At 75.2% G+C, this 16,298-nt stretch carries 17 protein-coding genes; 6 read left to right on the top strand and 11 right to left on the bottom strand.

Going from position 1 to position 16,298, the window contains the following annotated elements:
* A partial coding sequence (locus tag ABZ641_RS11760) for a PadR family transcriptional regulator (protein WP_359981040.1) occupies positions 1–478 on the top strand: 478 nt, incomplete at its 5' end.
* Between the two features lie 121 nt (positions 479–599).
* Here ABZ641_RS11760 and ABZ641_RS11755 read toward each other — a convergent pair.
* The gene (locus ABZ641_RS11755; protein WP_344626186.1) at positions 600–812 is read right to left on the bottom strand and encodes a hypothetical protein; all 213 of its coding nucleotides are present in this window, start codon (positions 810–812) and stop codon (positions 600–602) included.
* A gap of 421 nt (positions 813–1,233) precedes the next feature.
* Here ABZ641_RS11755 and ABZ641_RS11750 point away from each other — a divergent pair, with 421 nt between their 5' ends.
* Positions 1,234–1,932, top strand: coding sequence for a bifunctional DNA primase/polymerase (locus ABZ641_RS11750; protein ID WP_344626187.1), 699 nt, complete (start codon positions 1,234–1,236; stop codon positions 1,930–1,932).
* Positions 1,933–2,185: 253 nt separating this feature from the next.
* Here ABZ641_RS11750 and ABZ641_RS11745 read toward each other — a convergent pair whose 3' ends face one another.
* The 5 genes from ABZ641_RS11745 to map form a co-directional block, all read right to left on the bottom strand.
* A complete protein-coding gene (locus ABZ641_RS11745; protein ID WP_344626188.1) occupies positions 2,186–2,626 on the bottom strand; it encodes a hypothetical protein in 441 nt (146 codons plus the stop codon).
* Positions 2,627–2,818: 192 nt separating this feature from the next.
* Positions 2,819–3,895 (bottom strand): hypothetical protein, encoded by a 1,077-nt coding sequence (locus ABZ641_RS11740; RefSeq protein ID WP_359981037.1) that lies wholly within the window; start codon positions 3,893–3,895, stop codon positions 2,819–2,821.
* Between the two features lie 125 nt (positions 3,896–4,020).
* Complete coding sequence (locus ABZ641_RS11735; RefSeq protein WP_359981034.1) at positions 4,021–4,566, bottom strand: hypothetical protein; 546 nt, start codon at positions 4,564–4,566, stop codon at positions 4,021–4,023.
* A 59-nt stretch (positions 4,567–4,625) separates the two neighbouring features.
* Positions 4,626–5,279 carry a thioredoxin family protein gene (locus tag ABZ641_RS11730; RefSeq protein ID WP_344626191.1) on the bottom strand — a complete coding sequence of 218 codons (654 nt, stop codon included), beginning with the start codon at positions 5,277–5,279 and terminating at the stop codon, positions 4,626–4,628.
* A 147-nt stretch (positions 5,280–5,426) separates the two neighbouring features.
* Complete coding sequence (gene map / locus ABZ641_RS11725) at positions 5,427–6,272, bottom strand: type I methionyl aminopeptidase (protein WP_344626192.1); 846 nt, start codon at positions 6,270–6,272, stop codon at positions 5,427–5,429.
* Between the two features lie 145 nt (positions 6,273–6,417).
* Here map and ABZ641_RS11720 point away from each other — a divergent pair, with 145 nt between their 5' ends.
* Complete coding sequence (locus ABZ641_RS11720; protein ID WP_344626193.1) at positions 6,418–6,651, top strand: hypothetical protein; 234 nt, start codon at positions 6,418–6,420, stop codon at positions 6,649–6,651.
* 30 nt (positions 6,652–6,681) lie between these two features.
* On the opposite strand, the gene ABZ641_RS11715 is transcribed toward ABZ641_RS11720, so the two are convergent.
* Entirely contained in the window at positions 6,682–8,022 is a 1,341-nt protein-coding gene (locus tag ABZ641_RS11715; RefSeq protein WP_344626194.1) for an MFS transporter, read from the bottom strand.
* Between the two features lie 131 nt (positions 8,023–8,153).
* Complete coding sequence (locus ABZ641_RS11710; protein ID WP_344626195.1) at positions 8,154–8,741, bottom strand: hypothetical protein; 588 nt, start codon at positions 8,739–8,741, stop codon at positions 8,154–8,156.
* A 47-nt stretch (positions 8,742–8,788) separates the two neighbouring features.
* Here ABZ641_RS11710 and npdG point away from each other — a divergent pair, with 47 nt between their 5' ends.
* The gene (npdG, locus tag ABZ641_RS11705; protein ID WP_344626196.1) at positions 8,789–9,490 is read left to right on the top strand and encodes an NADPH-dependent F420 reductase; all 702 of its coding nucleotides are present in this window, start codon (positions 8,789–8,791) and stop codon (positions 9,488–9,490) included.
* Positions 9,491–9,746: 256 nt separating this feature from the next.
* The gene (locus ABZ641_RS11700; RefSeq protein WP_344626197.1) at positions 9,747–9,944 is read left to right on the top strand and encodes a hypothetical protein; all 198 of its coding nucleotides are present in this window, start codon (positions 9,747–9,749) and stop codon (positions 9,942–9,944) included.
* Between the two features lie 10 nt (positions 9,945–9,954).
* Here ABZ641_RS11700 and ABZ641_RS11695 read toward each other — a convergent pair whose 3' ends face one another.
* Positions 9,955–10,764, bottom strand: a complete 810-nt coding sequence (locus ABZ641_RS11695; protein WP_344626198.1) for a site-2 protease family protein — start codon at positions 10,762–10,764, stop codon at positions 9,955–9,957.
* A gap of 165 nt (positions 10,765–10,929) precedes the next feature.
* On the opposite strand from ABZ641_RS11695, the gene ABZ641_RS11690 reads away from it, so the two are divergent.
* Positions 10,930–14,307 carry a BTAD domain-containing putative transcriptional regulator gene (locus ABZ641_RS11690; RefSeq protein ID WP_359981028.1) on the top strand — a complete coding sequence of 1,126 codons (3,378 nt, stop codon included), beginning with the start codon at positions 10,930–10,932 and terminating at the stop codon, positions 14,305–14,307.
* 22 nt (positions 14,308–14,329) lie between these two features.
* Here the strand turns inward: ABZ641_RS11690 and ABZ641_RS11685 are convergent, their stop codons facing one another.
* Both ABZ641_RS11685 and ABZ641_RS11680 read right to left on the bottom strand, forming a co-directional pair.
* Positions 14,330–15,145: an ABC transporter permease gene (locus tag ABZ641_RS11685; protein WP_344626200.1), complete on the bottom strand. Its 816-nt coding sequence runs from the start codon at positions 15,143–15,145 to the stop codon at positions 14,330–14,332.
* Entirely contained in the window at positions 15,142–16,152 is a 1,011-nt protein-coding gene (locus ABZ641_RS11680) for an ATP-binding cassette domain-containing protein (protein WP_359981024.1), read from the bottom strand. Before ABZ641_RS11680 ends, ABZ641_RS11685 begins: the two co-directional genes overlap by 4 nt.
* Between the last annotated feature and the right edge of the window lie 146 nt (positions 16,153–16,298).

Genomic DNA, 16,298 nt, shown 5'->3' with positions numbered 1-16,298 from the left:
CGGCGGGGGCCGCGGGCCGGGCCGCCGCGGCGGCCGGGCGCGCCGCGGTGACGTCCGTGCCTCGCTGCTCGCGCTGCTCAAGGAGCGGCCGATGCACGGGTACGAGATGATCACCGAGATCGGCGAGCGCACCGGCGGTGCGTGGCGGCCCAGCCCCGGATCGGTCTACCCGACCCTCCAGCTGCTGGAGGAGGAGGGCCTGATCGTCGCTCAGGAGTCCTCGGGCAAGAAGCTGTTCGACCTGACCGAGGCCGGCCGGGCCGAGGCCGACGCGGGGGCCGAGTCCCCGTGGGAGGAGGCCGGCCGGGGCGTCGACTGGGAGGCCGTCCAGGAGGTCGGTGCGGCGATGGGCGCCGTCGACCACGCGATCCGCCAGGTCATGCTGACGGGTACCGAGGAGCAGCGGGCCAAGGGGCTCGCCGTCCTCAACGAGGCCAAGCGCAAGCTGTACCTGATCCTCGCCGACGAGCAGGTCTGATCCGTCCCGCGGTCGACCGCACCGCCCCGTCGCGGCACCCGCCGCGGCGGGGCGGCGGCGTGCCCGGGAACGGCGGCGTGTCCGGGGGCGTGCTCGCTACCGAGGGGCGTGTCCGGCGGCCTCAGGCCTCGGCGTCGTACTCGTAGCGCCAGCGCCAGCCCTTGCTGCCGAAGATCTTCGACCGCCGGTAGACCAGCGTCACGGCGGGCAGGTCCGCGGTGGCCGGGACGGGCACGCGGTAGACCTTCGGGATCGTCCAGAAGGAGCCCAGCATGATCGGCAGGACCCTGCCGTCCAGGGGTCCGCCCACGAATTCGGTCTCCGCGCTCTTCACGCCTCCCAGGGTACGCGGGGTGCTCCGGGCCCTCTCGGCCGCCGGTCGGCGGCGCCCGCGTGCAGGTCCGGCAGAGGCGGTGTGGAGCCGGTGTGACCGGCGCAGCACCGCCCCCGGTCATTCCGGGGCCGTCCGCACCCTTATCCTGCTCTGTACGCCTCCGGGTTCGGCCCGGGTCCGCGGGCCCGCACGGGCCGGGCGAGGCGCGTGTCGTCGCGTCCGTCCGCCGAGTCGTACCTTCTCGAACTCCGTATCGTGCCCCGGGCGTTGGCCGCCCCGGTGATCCCGGCCGCGGCTGCGGCGGATGCGACCGACGGGCGCCCCGGGAAGTGGCGGGCGCCTGCCGTTGTTGCGTCGGACGGTGCGTCGTTCGCCGTGCCGCACCAGGCACGGCAGTTCACGGCAGAGCGGAAGGGGCCCGATGGAAGCCAGCAGCAGGTGGACGACCTGGTGGCGGCGTGAGCGGCGGCAGGACCGTCCGGTCACGGGCGGGGAGGCGGCCGCGAGGCTGGACCTGCTGCTGGGCGCGGTGCGCGCGGGCTTCCCGCTGGCACCCGCGGCCCACCCGGCGGGGTACCGGTGTTCCTGCGACCGGGTCGGCTGTCCGGCGCCGGCGCAGCACCCCGTCTCCTTCGCCTGGCAGACCCAGGCGACCACCGACGCCGAACAGCTCGCCCGCTGGCTCGCCCGCGACCCGCAGGCCAACTTCGTCACCGCCACCGGCCGCGTCCACGACGTGCTGGACGTCCCCGCCGAGGCGGGTCGGCTCGCGCTGGAGCGGCTGGAGGAGCGCGGCGTCCACGGACCGGTCGCCGCGGTCGGCGAGGACCGCTACCTGTTCTTCACCGCCACCCGCGGCACCCCCGCCGACGAGGACGAGTGGTGGACGAGCGCGCTGGACTCCACCCCGGACACCATGTCCGAACACCCCGGCCTGAGATGGCACTGCCGCGGCTCGTACACCCTGCTGCCGCCCGCCGCACTGCCGGACGGCTCCGAGGTGCGCTGGCTGCGCGGCCCCGACCAGCCGCTGCCCGACCCGCTGCGGGTGCTGGACGTGCTGACCGACGCCTGCACCGAGGTCGGCGCCGTCGCCGAGGAGCAGTGGCTGATCGGCTAGGCCCTCTCTTTCGGATCTTGTCGGATGAGCGTGCGGCGGTGGGCGCCCGGCTGGGCGTGCCGGCGGATCGGCCTCGTACTGGACCGTACGTGGACGATTCGCCGGTGCGTCCAGGCTGGGGGCACCTCCCGGCCCCCTCGGGGCTGGGGGAGATGCCCGGCGTCGCGCGCCCGGCAAGATTTGAAAGAGAGGGCCTAGCGGCCGCGCGGACCCAAACGCCGACCCTCCGGGAGGGGCGGCCGGTCCGGTGTGCCTAGGGCTCGGGCGTGCCGCCCAGCCCCGCCGCCTCCTCGGCCTCCAACCTGGCCTCCAGCGCCCGCAGCGCCGCGTACTCGGCCTCGTCGACCGCCTCCAGGGCGAAGTCCACGGCCTCCAGCGCGTAGCGCTCGGCGTAGTCGGCCTCCCGCCGGGCCACCCCGACGTCGTGCCGGGCCTCGCGCTCCGACGCGCGGTCCCGCGTCGCGCCGACGTGCCGGTGCCAGCTCTCGCGGAGGTGGTGCCAGGTCGGGCCCGCGTGCTCCTCGGCGTCGGCCGCGGCCTCGCGCGGCGGCCCGCCGTGCGTGCCGGAGCTCCCCCGCGCCCCTGCCAGGGCCTGCCGCAGCTCCTCGCCGGACTGCTGCCGCACCGCCTCCACGTGCTGCGCCGCCTCCGCGGCCCGCTGCGAGACCCGTTCGAGCCCCTGCGCCTCGTCCATCGACACCACACCTCGCCGTCGGCCGTACTCCACCTCCAGCCTGCGACCGCCCCGCCCGGCCCGCCTCCGGGCACCCGCCGACCGGCGCACCACCAGGGGCGGGGGACTGCGCAAATGCGGAATCGGCGTACCTCGCGGGTTCGGCCGACCCCGGACTGCGCAGCCCCCGCCCTCGTGGTGGCTACCCACTGCCTAGGGCTCGATGAGGGTGACGGTGACGGTGACCACCGGGCTGGGCGGCGGGACTGGCGGCGGGACGGGGGGCGGCGTGGTGCGGCTGTGGGTGGGGGAGGGCGTGGGGGCGGGTGCGGGGCGGGTCGTGGTGGGTGCGGGTGTCGGTGGCGTGGACGAGGTCGCGGTCGTCGTGGTCGGGGTGGGCGAGGGCGGTGCCGGCTCCGCGCCGGTGGGGACGGGGACGGCCGCCGTCGGTGCCGGCGTGTGGCCGGGCAGGGCGGCGGCCACCGCGAGGACGAGGAGCAGGACGGCGGCTGCCGCGCCCACCACCGTACGAACGGGGGCCGGGCGCCGCGGTGCCGCGGTGGGCGGGGACGGGACGGCCGGTCCGACGGGCGGGGAGGGCGGAGCCTCGCCCGTCCACAGCAGCAGTGCGGGGGTCAGGACGGGCCGGTGCCAGTCCCGGACGGCGGCGAGTTCGGTGCAGGCCGTCCCGCACGGCCCGCACCCGGCGAGGTGGTCGGCGAGCCCGGGTTCCGGGGCGGAGCCGCGGCGGACGGTGTCGCCGAGCCGGGCGACCAGCTGGCGGCAGGCCCGGGCCGGGACACGGGCCACGTACACCTGGAGGTAGGTGTCGAACAGGGCGGCCCGGGCGGGCGGTGCGGGCGGGCGCAGGTCCCCGTCCGGGCCGAGGCCGTGCCAGAGCTCCTCCTGCCGGTGCGCGGGCAGCCGGCGGAAGGCCTGCAGCAGCGGCGCCTCCTGTTCGACGGCGGCCAGGGCGCCGGCGAGGCCCGCCCCCGGGTGGCGGGCGGCCGCGGCGTGCAGCCAGCTGCGGAAGCCGGCCGACAGCTCGGCCTCCCGTCCGGTGTCGGCCCACCGTGCGGCCGTGCGGCGGAGTGCGGCGACCAGCTCCGGCCGCGGGGCGCCGGCCGTCGGGAGCGTCCGGGCGGCCTCGTCGACCAGTCGGCGGGCGGTGGCCCCGTCCGGGCAGCACAGGCGGGCGTATCCGAGGACGGCGGCCCGGTGGCGGTCGGTGGGACTGGGGGAACGGCGGGCGGGCGTGCCGTCCGCGGGCGGCGGTGCCGCGTCCTGCATGGGTCTGTCCAGGGGTGTGTTCGTCCGGGTGCCGGGTCGTCCGGTCCTGGTCGTCCGGGTGGGTGGGGTCGGGTGGGCGGCCGTACCGGGCGGGGCCCGGTACGGCCGCGGGTGAGGGTGCCGGGTCAGCCGCTCGGCGAGGCCGGGCCGGGGCCGGCGAACCGCACCGAGGTGCCGTCGACGGTGGCCTCGACCGGATGGGCGTCCACGGGGAACAGGCAGCCCTTGGTCTCGCTGCACGCGGCGTACCCGACCAGGACGGTGGCCGGGCCCTCCGCGGTCCGGTGCACCGGCAGGGTCACGGTGACCGGGCCGTCCGGGTAGACCGGCACCGGCGGCAGCCCGCCGGGCAGTTGGAGGTCGTGCACGGCGGCGCCGGTGGTGGGCCGCGCCGTCTGCTCCAGGCCGCCGCGCAGCTTCAGCGAGATCGGCCGCCCGATGCCGTCGACGCCGCCGGGCGGCAGGTCCAGGCTGTAGAGGTGGTAGCCGGCCGCGGTGGGGGTGAACACGGCGGTCAGCGTGCCGGCCGTGCCGTCCCACCGGTCGACGGAGAGGTCGACGGTGACGCCGTTCTCGGTGAAGCTCGCCGAGGACGGCCGCTGCGCCGGGCCGCCGGTGGAGGCGCAGCCGGCGGCCGGGCCGAGCAGCAGCCCGGCCGCGAGCGCGGCCACCGAAGCCCGGACCGGCCTGCCCTGGCGGCCGCCCTGACGGTGCGGCGGCCGACGCGCCGTCACTTCGCCCACTGGCGGAGGAAGCCGTCGAGGCCGGTCTCGGTCAGCTTCGGCAGGCCCGTCCGGTTGGTGTTGGTGACGACCGTGTTCTTGGCGTCGACGACGATGATCACGGGGGTGCTGAAGCCGTGCGAGCTGTCGTAGCGGCCGAGGATCGCCATGTTGGTCCGGTTGTTCTCCAGGTCGATCTTCACCACGTGGTAGGAGGCGTCCAGGGTGCTGCGGATCCGGCTCTTGGCGAAGAGCCCGTCGACGGCCCGGCAGACGCCGCACTCGTTGGTGCCGAAGTCGAGCAGCACGCGCCGGCCGTCGGACTTCGCCAGGGCGAGCGCCGCGTCGATCTCCTTCTGGGCGTTCGCGGACGGGTTGTAGCCGGCCAGCGAGACCCGCTTGGTCGGGGCGGTGGAGGGGGACGCGGACGCCGTCGCCGAGCGGGTGGGCGTCGCCGCGCTCGCGGAGGGGCTCGCCGTGGTCGGTGCGGCCGAGGTCGGGCTCGGCAGCGGCGAAGGCAGGTCCTCGGCGGGCGCGGCGGCGCTCACCGGTGCGGCGGCGGCCGCGCCGTCGGAGGAGTCGGCCGGTCCGCAGGCGGCCAGTGAGGCGGCGGCGGTCAGCGCGGCGAGGACGGCTCCGAGGGATCTGCGGTCGAGGCTCATGGACGGTGCTCCCGGGGGCGGTGCCGCCCGGAGGCCCGGGGGAGGGCGGGAGGGGCGGCGCGAGGGTGGGTGGTGCTCTTGCCCTGGGAGACCGCATCCGGGGCCGCGGATAACGGAAATCCGCGGCCCCGTCCGTCCCGTTGCTGACTACGGGAGGGTGAGGATCTCCGCGCCGTCGGCGGTGACCACCAGGGTGTGCTCGAACTGGGCGGTCCGCTTGCGGTCCTTGGTGACGACCGTCCAGCCGTCCTCCCAGATGTCGTAGTCGTAGCTGCCCAGGGTCAGCATCGGCTCGATGGTGAAGGTCATGCCGGGCTTGATCACCTCGGTGGCCCGCTCGCTGTCGTAGTGCGGGACGATCAGGCCGGAGTGGAACGAGGTGTTGATGCCGTGGCCGGTGAAGTCGCGGACGACCCCGTAGCCGAAGCGTTTCGCGTAGGACTCGATGACCCGGCCGATGACGTTGATCTGGCGGCCCGGCTTGACCGCCTTGATCGCCCGGTCGAGCGCCTCCCGGGTGCGCTCGACGAGCAGCTCGGACTCCTCGTCGACGTTGCCGCACGGGTAGGTGGCGTTGAGGTCGCCGTGCACGCCGTGGATGTACGCGGTGGCGTCGATGTTGACGATGTCGCCGTCCTGAAGGACCGTCGAGTCCGGGATGCCGTGGCAGATCACCTCGTTGATCGAGGTGCAGATCGACTTCGGGAAACCGCGGTAGCCGAGGTCGGACGGGTAGGCACCGTGGTCGCACATGTAGGCGTGCGCGACCGCGTCCAGCTCGTCGGTGGTCACGCCCGGCGCGATGAGCTTGGCCGCCTCCTCCATCGCCCGGGCGGCGATCCCGCCGGCGATCCGCATCTTCTCGACCGTCTCGGCGCTCTGCACCTCCGGGCCGGTGTACGGCGCGGGCGCGGGCCTGCCCACGTACTCCGGGCGCGCGATGTGCGCGGGAACCTTGCGGGTGGGGGACACGGTGCCGGGTACGAGAGCCATGCCGCGAGTCTATCCGTCGGCCCCTCAGCGACCCGGCCGTGCGGGCGGCCGTCGGGCGGGTGCAGCGCGGGTGGTGCGCCGTGTGTACGGGCGCGGCGCCGGGAAAGGATCACCCCGGACGACGAAGCGAACAGGAGCAGCTCACATGCCCATGGGATTCGGCCGCAAGGCCACCGGGAAGCCCGGCGAATGGTTCTACTGCATCAAGCACGGCAAGGTCGAGGAGGGCCCGGAGTGCCCGGCCAAGGACCGGCTCGGCCCGTACGCCACCCCCGGCGAGGCCGCCGCGGCGCTGGAGATCGCCGCGGAGCGCAACCGGGAGTGGCAGAACGACCCGCGCTGGCACGACGGGCCGCCCGAGGACGCCGACGAGGACTGAGCGGGCGGGCCCCTCGCGGCCGATCCGCCGTCAGGCCGCGGGCACCGGCTCCCGCCCGCCGGCGTCGCGGTCCTCGGCGGCGGCCCGCACGGCCGCCGCGTGGGGGTCCGTCCGGTCGTCGTAGGCGAGCAGGCTCGGCAGGGCCACGGCCAGCAGTGCCACACCCAGCACGCAGACCGCGCCGCCGCTCCAGATCGCCCCGCGGACACCGATCAGCGCGGCCGCGCCGCCGGCCCGGACCTGGCCCAGCTGCGGGCCCACCGAGTAGCTGAGCAACTCCACCCCGGCGAGCCGGCCGCGCAGTTCGTCCGGGATGGACTGGTTCCACAGGGTGGAACGCGCGATGCCGCTGATCTGGTCGGCGCCGCCGGCCGCGGCCAGGCAGAGCAGCACCAGCCAGATGTTGCCGGTCACACCGGCGAGCGTCATCGCGGCACCCCAGCCGAGGGCGGCGAGGACGAGCATCCGCCCGTGCCGGTGGATCCGGGAGGTCCAGCCGCTGGTCGCCGAGACGGCCAGCGCACCGGCCGCGGACGCGCCGTACAGCAGGCCGAGCGCCCAGCCGGCGTCCAACTCGGCGGCCAGGAACGGGAAGATCGCCACCGGGAAGGCGAACAGCATCGCGCAGACGTCGATCGCGTACGTGCCGAGCAGGTCCTTGCGGCTCCACGCGTACCGGACACCGGTCGCGACCGCCCGCAGCGAGGGCCGTTCGGCGCCGGACGGCGGCGGCACCGCCCGGATCCGGGCGAGCAGCAGCAGCGAGACGCCGAAACTGGCGACGTCCAGCGCGAAGGCGGTCTGCACCCCGGCGACCGCCACCACCACACCGGCGAGTGCCGGCCCGGCCACCGAACCGACGTTCCGGTACAGCGAGTTCAGCGCGAACGCGGCCGTCAGCTGCTCGTGCGGCACGATCCGCGGGGTGAGCGAGTCCAGCGCCGGGCGCTGCAGTCCGTCCACCGCCGCGACCAGCGCGGCCACCACGTAGATCGGCCACAGCAGCGGCTGCGGCAGCAGCGCGTTGACCAGCAGCAGCGCGCTCAGCAGGCCGAGCCCGGCCTCCGCGAGCAGCACCAGCCGGCGGCGGTCCATCGCGTCCGCGAGCGCCCCGCCCCACAGGCCGAACACCACCAGCGGCACCAGCTCGACCGCGCCGACCAGGCCCACCTGGAAGGAGGAACCGGTGAGGTCCTTGATCTGCAGCGGCACCGCGACGTAGGTCAGGAAGCTGCCCAGGCTGCTCACGCAGCCGGAGCTCCAGAGCAGCCGGAAGTCCCGCGAGCTGCGCCACGGGGCGGTGTCGGGCAGCAGCCCGCGCAGGGCGGTGCGCAGCCGTTTCGGGAGCGGTGGGGGTGGTACGGACGTCACGGTCGGCCATCCTCGGTCGGCCGGGCGCGCCGGGCAAACGATTTACCGGCCGTGCACCACCGATCGCCGCACCGATCGCCGCACCGCTCTCCACGCCACCGGTCGTCGCGCGGCCGGTCCGCGGGGCCGGATCACCAGCGCAGCACCGGTGGCGCGACCAGGCGTTCGGCGAGCCCGGCCAGCCGGCTGCGCAGCCCCCGGGCGGGCCGCGCCGAGGCGGCCGCGCCGACCAGGTGCTGCACCAGGTCGAACGGGCCCTCGCCGGCCACCGGCACCGCCAGCCGCTCGTGGGCGAGCGCGCCCAGTTCGGCGTCGCCGGCGTCCAGGGCGAGCACCGTGGCACCGCCGCGCCGGGCGTCCTCGACCCGCTCCAGCAGCCCCTGGCCCGGTTCGTGCGGCGCCACCACCAGCACCGTGCTGCCGCGCGGCGCCTCGCCGAGCCGCCGCAGCCCGTGCGCCAGGTGAGCCGGGGCCGCCGCCGGGACCTCGTGCCGCACCAGCAGCGGGGCCAGCCCGGCGACGCCGCAGTGCGCCGCCTCCTCGTCCAGGTGCGCGGCCAGGTGCCACGGTTCGTAGCGCTCGGTGCCGACCAGCAGCAGGCCCGCCGCGGTGCGCCGGGTGACCGATCGGTGCAGCGCCCCGCCGAAGGCCCGGGTGACGTCCAGCAGGCCGGTGCCGGCCAAGGTCGCGCTCAGTGCGGAAAGTCTCACCGCGTCCATGCGGCACAGCATGGAGGAGCGGCCGGTGCTTTGGCAGGATCTTGTCCATGACGCAACCCGAATCGGTGAATCCCGCCGCCGCGGCGGCCCCCGCTCCGCTCGACGTGTCCTCGCTCGTCGTGGGTGTCCTCGGCGGCACCGGCGACCAGGGCCGCGGCCTCGCCTACCGGCTGGCCAAGGCCGGCCAGCAGGTGGTCATCGGCTCCCGGACGGCCGAGCGGGCCGCGGCCGCCGCGGAGGAGATCGGCCTCGGCGTGCGCGGCGCGGACAACGCGACCTGCGCCCGGGAGAGCGACATCGTGATCGTCGCCGTGCCGTGGGACGGCCACGCCGCCACCCTCGCGGCCCTGCGCGAGGAGCTCGCCGGCAAGATCGTGGTGGACTGCGTCAACCCGCTCGGCTTCGACAAGCAGGGCGCCTACGCGCTGAAGCCGGAGGAGGGCAGCGCCGCCCAGCAGGCCGCCGCCCTGCTGCCGGACTCCCGGGTGACCGCGGCCTTCCACCACCTGTCCGCGGTGCTGCTGCAGGACGCCTCGATCGAGGAGATCGACACCGACGTGATGGTGCTCGGCGAGGACCGTGCCGCCACCGAGACCGTGCAGGCGCTGGCCGGGCGGATCCCCGGCATGCGCGGCATCTTCGCCGGACGGCTGCGCAACGCCCACCAGGTCGAGTCGCTGGTCGCCAACCTGATCTCGGTGAACCGCCGCTACAAGGCGCACGCCGGTCTGCGGATCACCGACGTCTGAGCCGTCCGCCGGGACGCCGGGACGCCGAGCCGCAGAACGCAGAACGCAGAACGCAGAACACCGAGCCGCCCGCCGGCGCCAGGGCCCGACGGCCGGGCGAACGGCCGGGCCCACGGCCGCCACAGGTCCCCTCCCGCAGGTCCGGACGACCCGCAGGAGGGGGTCTCGGCCCCGGCACGGGCACCGGTCGGTGAGAATGGGGTGTCCGCTGCCGCCGGCGCAGGCCGGCGGTGCCCCCACCCAGGAGAGTCCCGCCATGCCCCGTAACGCCCTGCTCGCCTCGATCGTCCTCGTGCTCGCCGTGACGGCCGCCGTCGTCTCCTTCGTCGAGGGCAACTGGTTCGGCGTGATCTGGGTGCTGATGGCCGGCGTCGCCTCGAACATGGCCTGGTACTACATCCGCAAGGACCGCCAGGACCGCGCCGCGGCCGCCCGGGCCGAGCAGCAGCTCTGAGCCGGCGGGGTCACTCCCAGAAGCGGAACAGGAACTGCCCGACCACCGGGTAGGCCTTGGAGACGCCGAACAGGTCGGTGATCACGAAGACCAGGTCGGAGAACCAGCGGCTGGCCGCGGTCTGCCAGAAGATCACGAACACCGCGAGCATGCCGTACGGCGCGAACGGCTCGATCGCGCGGCGGGTCTTCAGCGACAGCCAGGGCTCGACGATGCCGTAGCCGTCCAGCCCGGGCACCGGCAGCAGGTTCAGCAGTGCCGCACTGACCTGCAGGAACGCCAGGAATCCGAGGGCCGCGGGGAAGGCCGAGACGATCAGCTCCTGGCCGTTCAGCACCGCCGGGTGCGCCGGGTCGTCGAACACCCCGGAGCTCACCAGGACGAGCAGGCCGATGCCGATCACCACGTTCACCAGCGGGCCGGCCGCGGAGATCAGGCTGTGCTTGACTCGGCCGCGGATCCGGTGCCGCTCGATGTACACCGCGCCGCCGGGCAGGCCGATCCCGCCCATGATCACGAAGACCACCGGCAGCACGAAGCTCAGCAGCGCGTGCGCGTACTTGAACGGGTTGAGCGTCAGGTAGCCCTTGGCGCCGATGGTGATGTCCCCGCTGTGCAGGGCGGTGCGCGCGTGCGCGTACTCGTGCAGGCAGAGCGAGACCATCCAGCCCGCCACCACGAACAGGAACACCCCGAAGCGGGGATTGCCGAAACCGCTCACCACCGCCCACGCGGAGGTGACCAGGGTCGCGAGCAGCACCCAGAAGACCGGGCTGATCCGGCTCTCCTCGCTGCGGCGCTGCGTGGTGGCGAAGGTCATGGTGCGAAAGCTCCGTGGATGGCCGGGGGCGGGCAGGGGACGATCATGCCGCGCGGCTCGCGACCGCGACAAGCCGTCACCGAAGAACGCACCGCACCCGCCCACGGTTCCACCGGTCCGAATATCCGTGCGCCCGCCACGCTGCCCGTCGACCAGAATGGGCCCGTGCACTACGGCATCCTCGGCACCACCACCGCCCACCACGACGACGGCACCCCGGTACCGCTCGGCGGCGCCCGGTTGCGCGCCCTGCTGGCCGCGCTCGCCCTGCGCCAGGGCCGGCCCGTCCCGGCCGACCTGCTGGTGGACGAGGTCTGGGGTGACGAACCGCCGCAGGACTCCTCCGCCGCCCTGCAGACCCTGGTCGGCCGGCTGCGCCGCACCATCGGCCGCGGGGAGATCGGCTCCGGGCCGGCCGGCTACTGGCTGACCGGCCGCACCGACGCCGACGACTTCCTGCGGCTCGCCGCCGACGGCCGCCGGGCGCTCGCCGCCGGCGACCACCGGGAGGCCGCCGACCGGCTGAACAGCGCGCTCGCCCTGTGGCGCGGCCCGGCCCTCGCCGACCTGCCGGACCGGGCCGGGCCCGCCGTCCGGCTGGAGGCCCGGCGCGAGGAGGCCCGCCGGCACCGGATCACCGCCGACCTCGCCCTCGGCAACACCGCCGACCTCACCGCCGAGCTCGCCGAACTCTGCGAACTGCACCCCCTCGACGAGCAGCTGCACGCGCTGGCGATCCGCGCCCTGCGCGCCGAGGGCCGCACCGCCGAGGCCCTGCAGCGCTACGAGGACACCCGCCGCATCCTGGCCGACCGGCTCGGCACCGACCCCGGCCCGGAGCTACGCGCCCTGCACGCCGAACTGCTGGCACCCGCACCGGCCGCGCCCGTCCCGGTGCCCGCCGCTGCGCCCGCCCCGGGCGCCGGCACCCGGGCCGCTCCGACCGCTCCGGCCGCGCCTGCCGCTGCTGCCGTCCCGGCCGGCAACCTCCGCCCCCGGCTCACCAGCTTCGTCGGCCGGGACGGCGACCTCACCGCCCTCGGCCGCGCCCTGACGGCGGGCCGGCTCACCACGCTCACCGGCCCCGGCGGCTCCGGCAAGACCCGGCTCTCGGTGGAGGCCGGCCGCGCCGCCCAGCACGGCGGCTCCTGGCCGGACGGCGTCTGGATGGTCGAGCTCGCCCCGCTGGAGGACTCCCTCGCCGTCCCCGGCGCGGTGGCCGCCGCGCTCGGCCTGCGCGAGACGGTGCTGCACACCGGCGGCGCCGTCGCCGAGGTGATGGACGCCCGCCGCAGCGACCCCGTCCGCCGACTGGTCGAGCACTGCGCCGCGCGCCGGATGCTGCTCGTCCTCGACAACTGCGAGCACCTGGTGCAGGCCGCCGCCGAGCTCGCCGACCGGCTGCTCGCCGAGTGCCCCGGGCTCACCGTCCTCGCCACCAGCCGGGAGCCGCTCGGCGTCCCCGGCGAGGCGGTGCTGCCGGTCGAGCCGCTGCCCGACCCGGCCGCCCTGCGCCTGCTCGCCGAACGCGGCGCCGCCGCCCGGCCCGGCTTCGACCCCGCCGAGGACCCGGAGGCCTGCGCCGAGATCTGCCGCCGCCTGGACGGCCTGCCGCTCGCCATCGAGCTCGCCGCCGCCCGGCTGCGCGGCCTGGCCCCGCGTCAGCTCGCCGACCGCCTCGACGGCCGGTTCGCCCTGCTCACCGCCGGCTCCCGCACCCTGCTGCCCCGTCAGCAGACCCTGCGCGCCGTCGTCGACTGGAGCTGGGACCTGCTCGGCGAACGCGAACGCGCCGTGCTGCGCCGGCTCTCCGTCTTCGCCGGCGGCTGCACCCTGGAGGCCGCCGAACAGGTCGTCGCCGACGGCACCCAGGTGCGCCGCGAGGACGTCGCCGACCTGCTGCTCTCCCTGGTCGACAAGTCCCTGGTGGTCGCCGACCTGGAGAACGGGCCGCGCTACTGGATGCTGGAGACCATCCACGAGTACGCCGCCGAGAAGCTCGCCACGTCCGGCGGCGACGGCGCCGCGCTGCGCCACGTCCGCCACTACCGCGAGCTCGTCCGGATCGCCGACTTCCACATGCACGGGCACGAGCAGGTCGTGCGCCTCGCCGAGCTCGACGGCGAGCAGGAGAACATCCGGGCCGCGCTGCGCACCGCCGCCGAGCTCCGGGACGAGGAGGAGCTGCTCGTCCTGGTGCTCGGGATGAGCTGGTTCTGGTCGCTGCGGGACAACCGCCGGGAGGCCCGCGAGTGGTACGACGCGGTCTGCGCGCTCGGCCCCGACGCCTTCGCCGACGACGCGCCGCGGCCGGTGCCGCTGGAGGCCGGCCCGTTGGACGCACCGCCGCCGCTGTCGCAGGAGATGCTGGACGAGGCCCGCCGGCAGGCCCACCTGCACCGCCTGATCGACCAGTTCACCGGGAACATGGCGGCGATCGGCGACCCGGCGGTGATAGATCTCGCCACCCGGGTGCTGGCCACCTACACCCCGGACCTGCCGCAGTCCTACCGGTTCCCCGCGCTGCTGCGGGTGTTCGCGGTCTTCCTCTCCGGCGAGCTGGACCGGATGCGCGACACGATGGACGCCGCCGTCGACGGCTGCCGCCGGTACGGCCGCCCGCTGGACCTCGCCTTCGCCCTGCAGCTGCGCGCCCGGCTGCTCAACGACTGGGTCGGCGGCCTCGACCAGGCGGTCGCCGACAGCGCCGAGGCACTGGAGATCTTCACCCGGCTCGGCAACCGCTGGGGCATGTCCGAGGCCCTCTCCGCGCAGGCGGAGAACGCCGCCAAGCAGGGCGACGGCCGACGGGCGGCCGAGGCCTACCGGCAGGCCATCGAGATCGCCGCCGAGCTCGGCGCCTGGCAGGAGGTGCCGCTGCTGGAGGTCCGGCTCGGCGAGGCGCTCTTCGAGTTCGACGAGGCGGACGGCGAGCGGCGGATCCGGGAGGCGCTGGAGTCCGTCCGGGCCGCCAACCACGCGGCCGACGGCACGATGCTCTACGGCCGGCTGGTGCTCTGCAACATCCACACCCAGCGCGGGGACTACGCCCGGGCGCTGGTGGAGCTCGACCGGCTGGTGATGAACAACCAGGCGTTCGGGCCGATCGTGCCGGGGGTGTTCGAGGGCATCGTCGGCTGCATCCGAGGCTGGGTCACCGCCCGGGCCGGCGACGCCCCGCGCGGCCTGGAGCTGCTCGCCGAGGGTCGCCGGGAGATGAAGGGCGTGCCCGGCGGGGCGACCGCCTTCGCCGAGCACATGGCGGTGATGCTGATGCTGCCGGCCACCGGCATCGTGCTGGCCCTCGCCGAGCAGCAGGAGGACCCGCGGCCGGCGGCCCGCCGGGCGGCCGTGCTGCTCGGCGCCCACGACGCCCTGCACGGCAGCCGCGGCTCGTACATGGAGCGCCGGGAGCGCGACCGGATGGCGCAGGTGCTGACCGGCATGCTCGGCGAGGAGGGGTACGCGGCCGGGTACGCCGAGGGCGGCCGCCTCACCCTCTCGGAGGCTGCCGCCCTGATGGACGACCCCGGCGCCCTCTGACGCCGGGTCGAGGTCCGTGCCGTCAGGTCCGCTTGCGGAAGCGGGCCACGGCCAGCGGCGCGGTGACTGCGGTGATCGCCACCGACCAGACGACCACGATCGTCACCGAGTGGGTGAGCGGGCCGCCGTTGATCAGGTTGCGGCAGGCGTCGGCGAGTGCGGACAGCGGGTTGTACTCGGTGAAGGCCTGCAGCCAGCCCGGCATGGTGCTGGTCGGGGCGAAGATCGAGCTGCCGAACTGCAGCGGCATCATGACCAGCATGCTGACGCCCTGCACGGCCTGGGCGCTGCGCAGCGACATGCCGAGCAGCATGGAGATCCAGATGATCGACATGCCGAACAGCAGGGACAGGCCGACCGCGGCGAGCAGGTGCAGGAAGCCGGTCTTGATCTCCAGCCCGAGGAGCATCGAGAAGGCGATGAGGATGGTGAAGGAGACCAGGCCGCGGCAGGTCTCCGCGACGATCTTGGAGAGCAGCACCGAGGCCCGGCCGATCGGCAGGGTCCGGAAGCGGTCCATCACGCCGGTCTGGAAGTCGCTGTTGAGTCCGGTGCCGACGGCCATCGCCAGGTTGAGGCCGGTGGTGCCGAGCAGGCCCGGGATCATGTACTGGATGTAGTCGTGCTGGCTGCCGGAGACCGCGCCGCCGAAGACGTAGACGAACAGCACGGTGAAGATGATCGGGATCAGCAGCGCGTCGAGCATCGACTCGGGGTCGGCCTTGATCCGCATCAGGTTGCGGCGGGTCAGCGCGCCGACGTGGCGCAGGTGTCCGGCCGGGCCGATCCGCGGGTCGTCCGCGTGGGCGGTGGCGGGGGCGAGGGTGGCGGCGGTCATGCCACGGGCTCCTTGTCGAGGATCGGGGCGGCGGAGGCGGACGACTTGCCGGTGATGGCGAGGAAGACCTCGTCGAGGCTGGGGAGCTTGGTGTCGATGCCCGCGATGCCGAAGCCGCGGGTGCCGAGGACGCCGACGACGGCGGTGAGCTGCTCCTCGCCGGTGAGCTGCACGGAGAGCAGCCCGGTGTCGGCGGAGAAGGTGGCGGCGACGCCGGCCTCGTGCAGGCAGCGGGCCATCTCGGGCAGCTCGGCCGGGTGCAGCGGGCGGACCTGCAGGGTCTGGCCGCCGACCTGGGTCTTGAGCTCCTCGATGCCGCCGGCGGCGATCACCCGGCCGCGGTCGATCACGGTGAGCTCGTGGGCGAGCTGCTCGGCCTCCTCCATGTACTGGGTGGTCAGCAGCACGGTGGAGCCCTCGGCGACCATCCGCTGGACCTCGTCCCAGACCTCGTTGCGGGTGCGCGGGTCGAGGCCGGTGGTGGGCTCGTCCAGGTAGAGCACCTTCGGCCGGCCGATCATCGAGGCGGCGAGGTCGAGGCGGCGGCGCATGCCGCCGGAGTAGGTCTTGGCGGGCCGCTTGGCCGCCTCGGTGAGCGAGAAGCGCTCCAGCAGCTCGGCGGCGCGGGTCCTGGACTCCTTGGCCGAGAGGTCGAGCAGCCGGCCGATCAGGTAGAGGTTCTCGTAGCCGGAGAGCAGCTCGTCCACCGAGGCGTACTGGCCGGTGAGGCCGATGGTGCGGCGCAGTTGCTTGGGCTGGCGCAGCACGTCGTAGCCGCCGACGAAGGCGGTGCCCGCGTCGGGCTTGACCAGGGTGGAGAGGATCCGGACGAGGGTGGTCTTGCCGGCGCCGTTCGGGCCGAGCAGACCGAGCACGGTGCCCTCGCGGACGGTCAGGTCGACGCCGTCGAGCGCGCGGGTGGCGCCGAAGGTCTTGACGATGCCGCGGACCTCCACGGCGTGGTTGCGGGGCCCCCGGTCGTTCGGGGCGGTGGCGATCGGTGTCATGTCCCACAGGCTGCCCGGGCCCGCTGTCGCCGCTCTGTCGTCCGGCTGTCAGCGCCGGGCGGCCCGCCGCCGGCCGCTGTCATGCCGCCGGCACGCCGCTGTCGGCGCCCGGAACGCCGACGGCGCACCCGCCGCGGGGGCGGGTG

Origin of the sequence: Kitasatospora sp. NPDC007106, assembly GCF_040634455.1 — a bacterium.
Classification (GTDB): domain Bacteria; phylum Actinomycetota; class Actinomycetes; order Streptomycetales; family Streptomycetaceae; genus Kitasatospora; species Kitasatospora arboriphila.
This window is presented reverse-complemented; position numbering and strand designations above follow the sequence as displayed.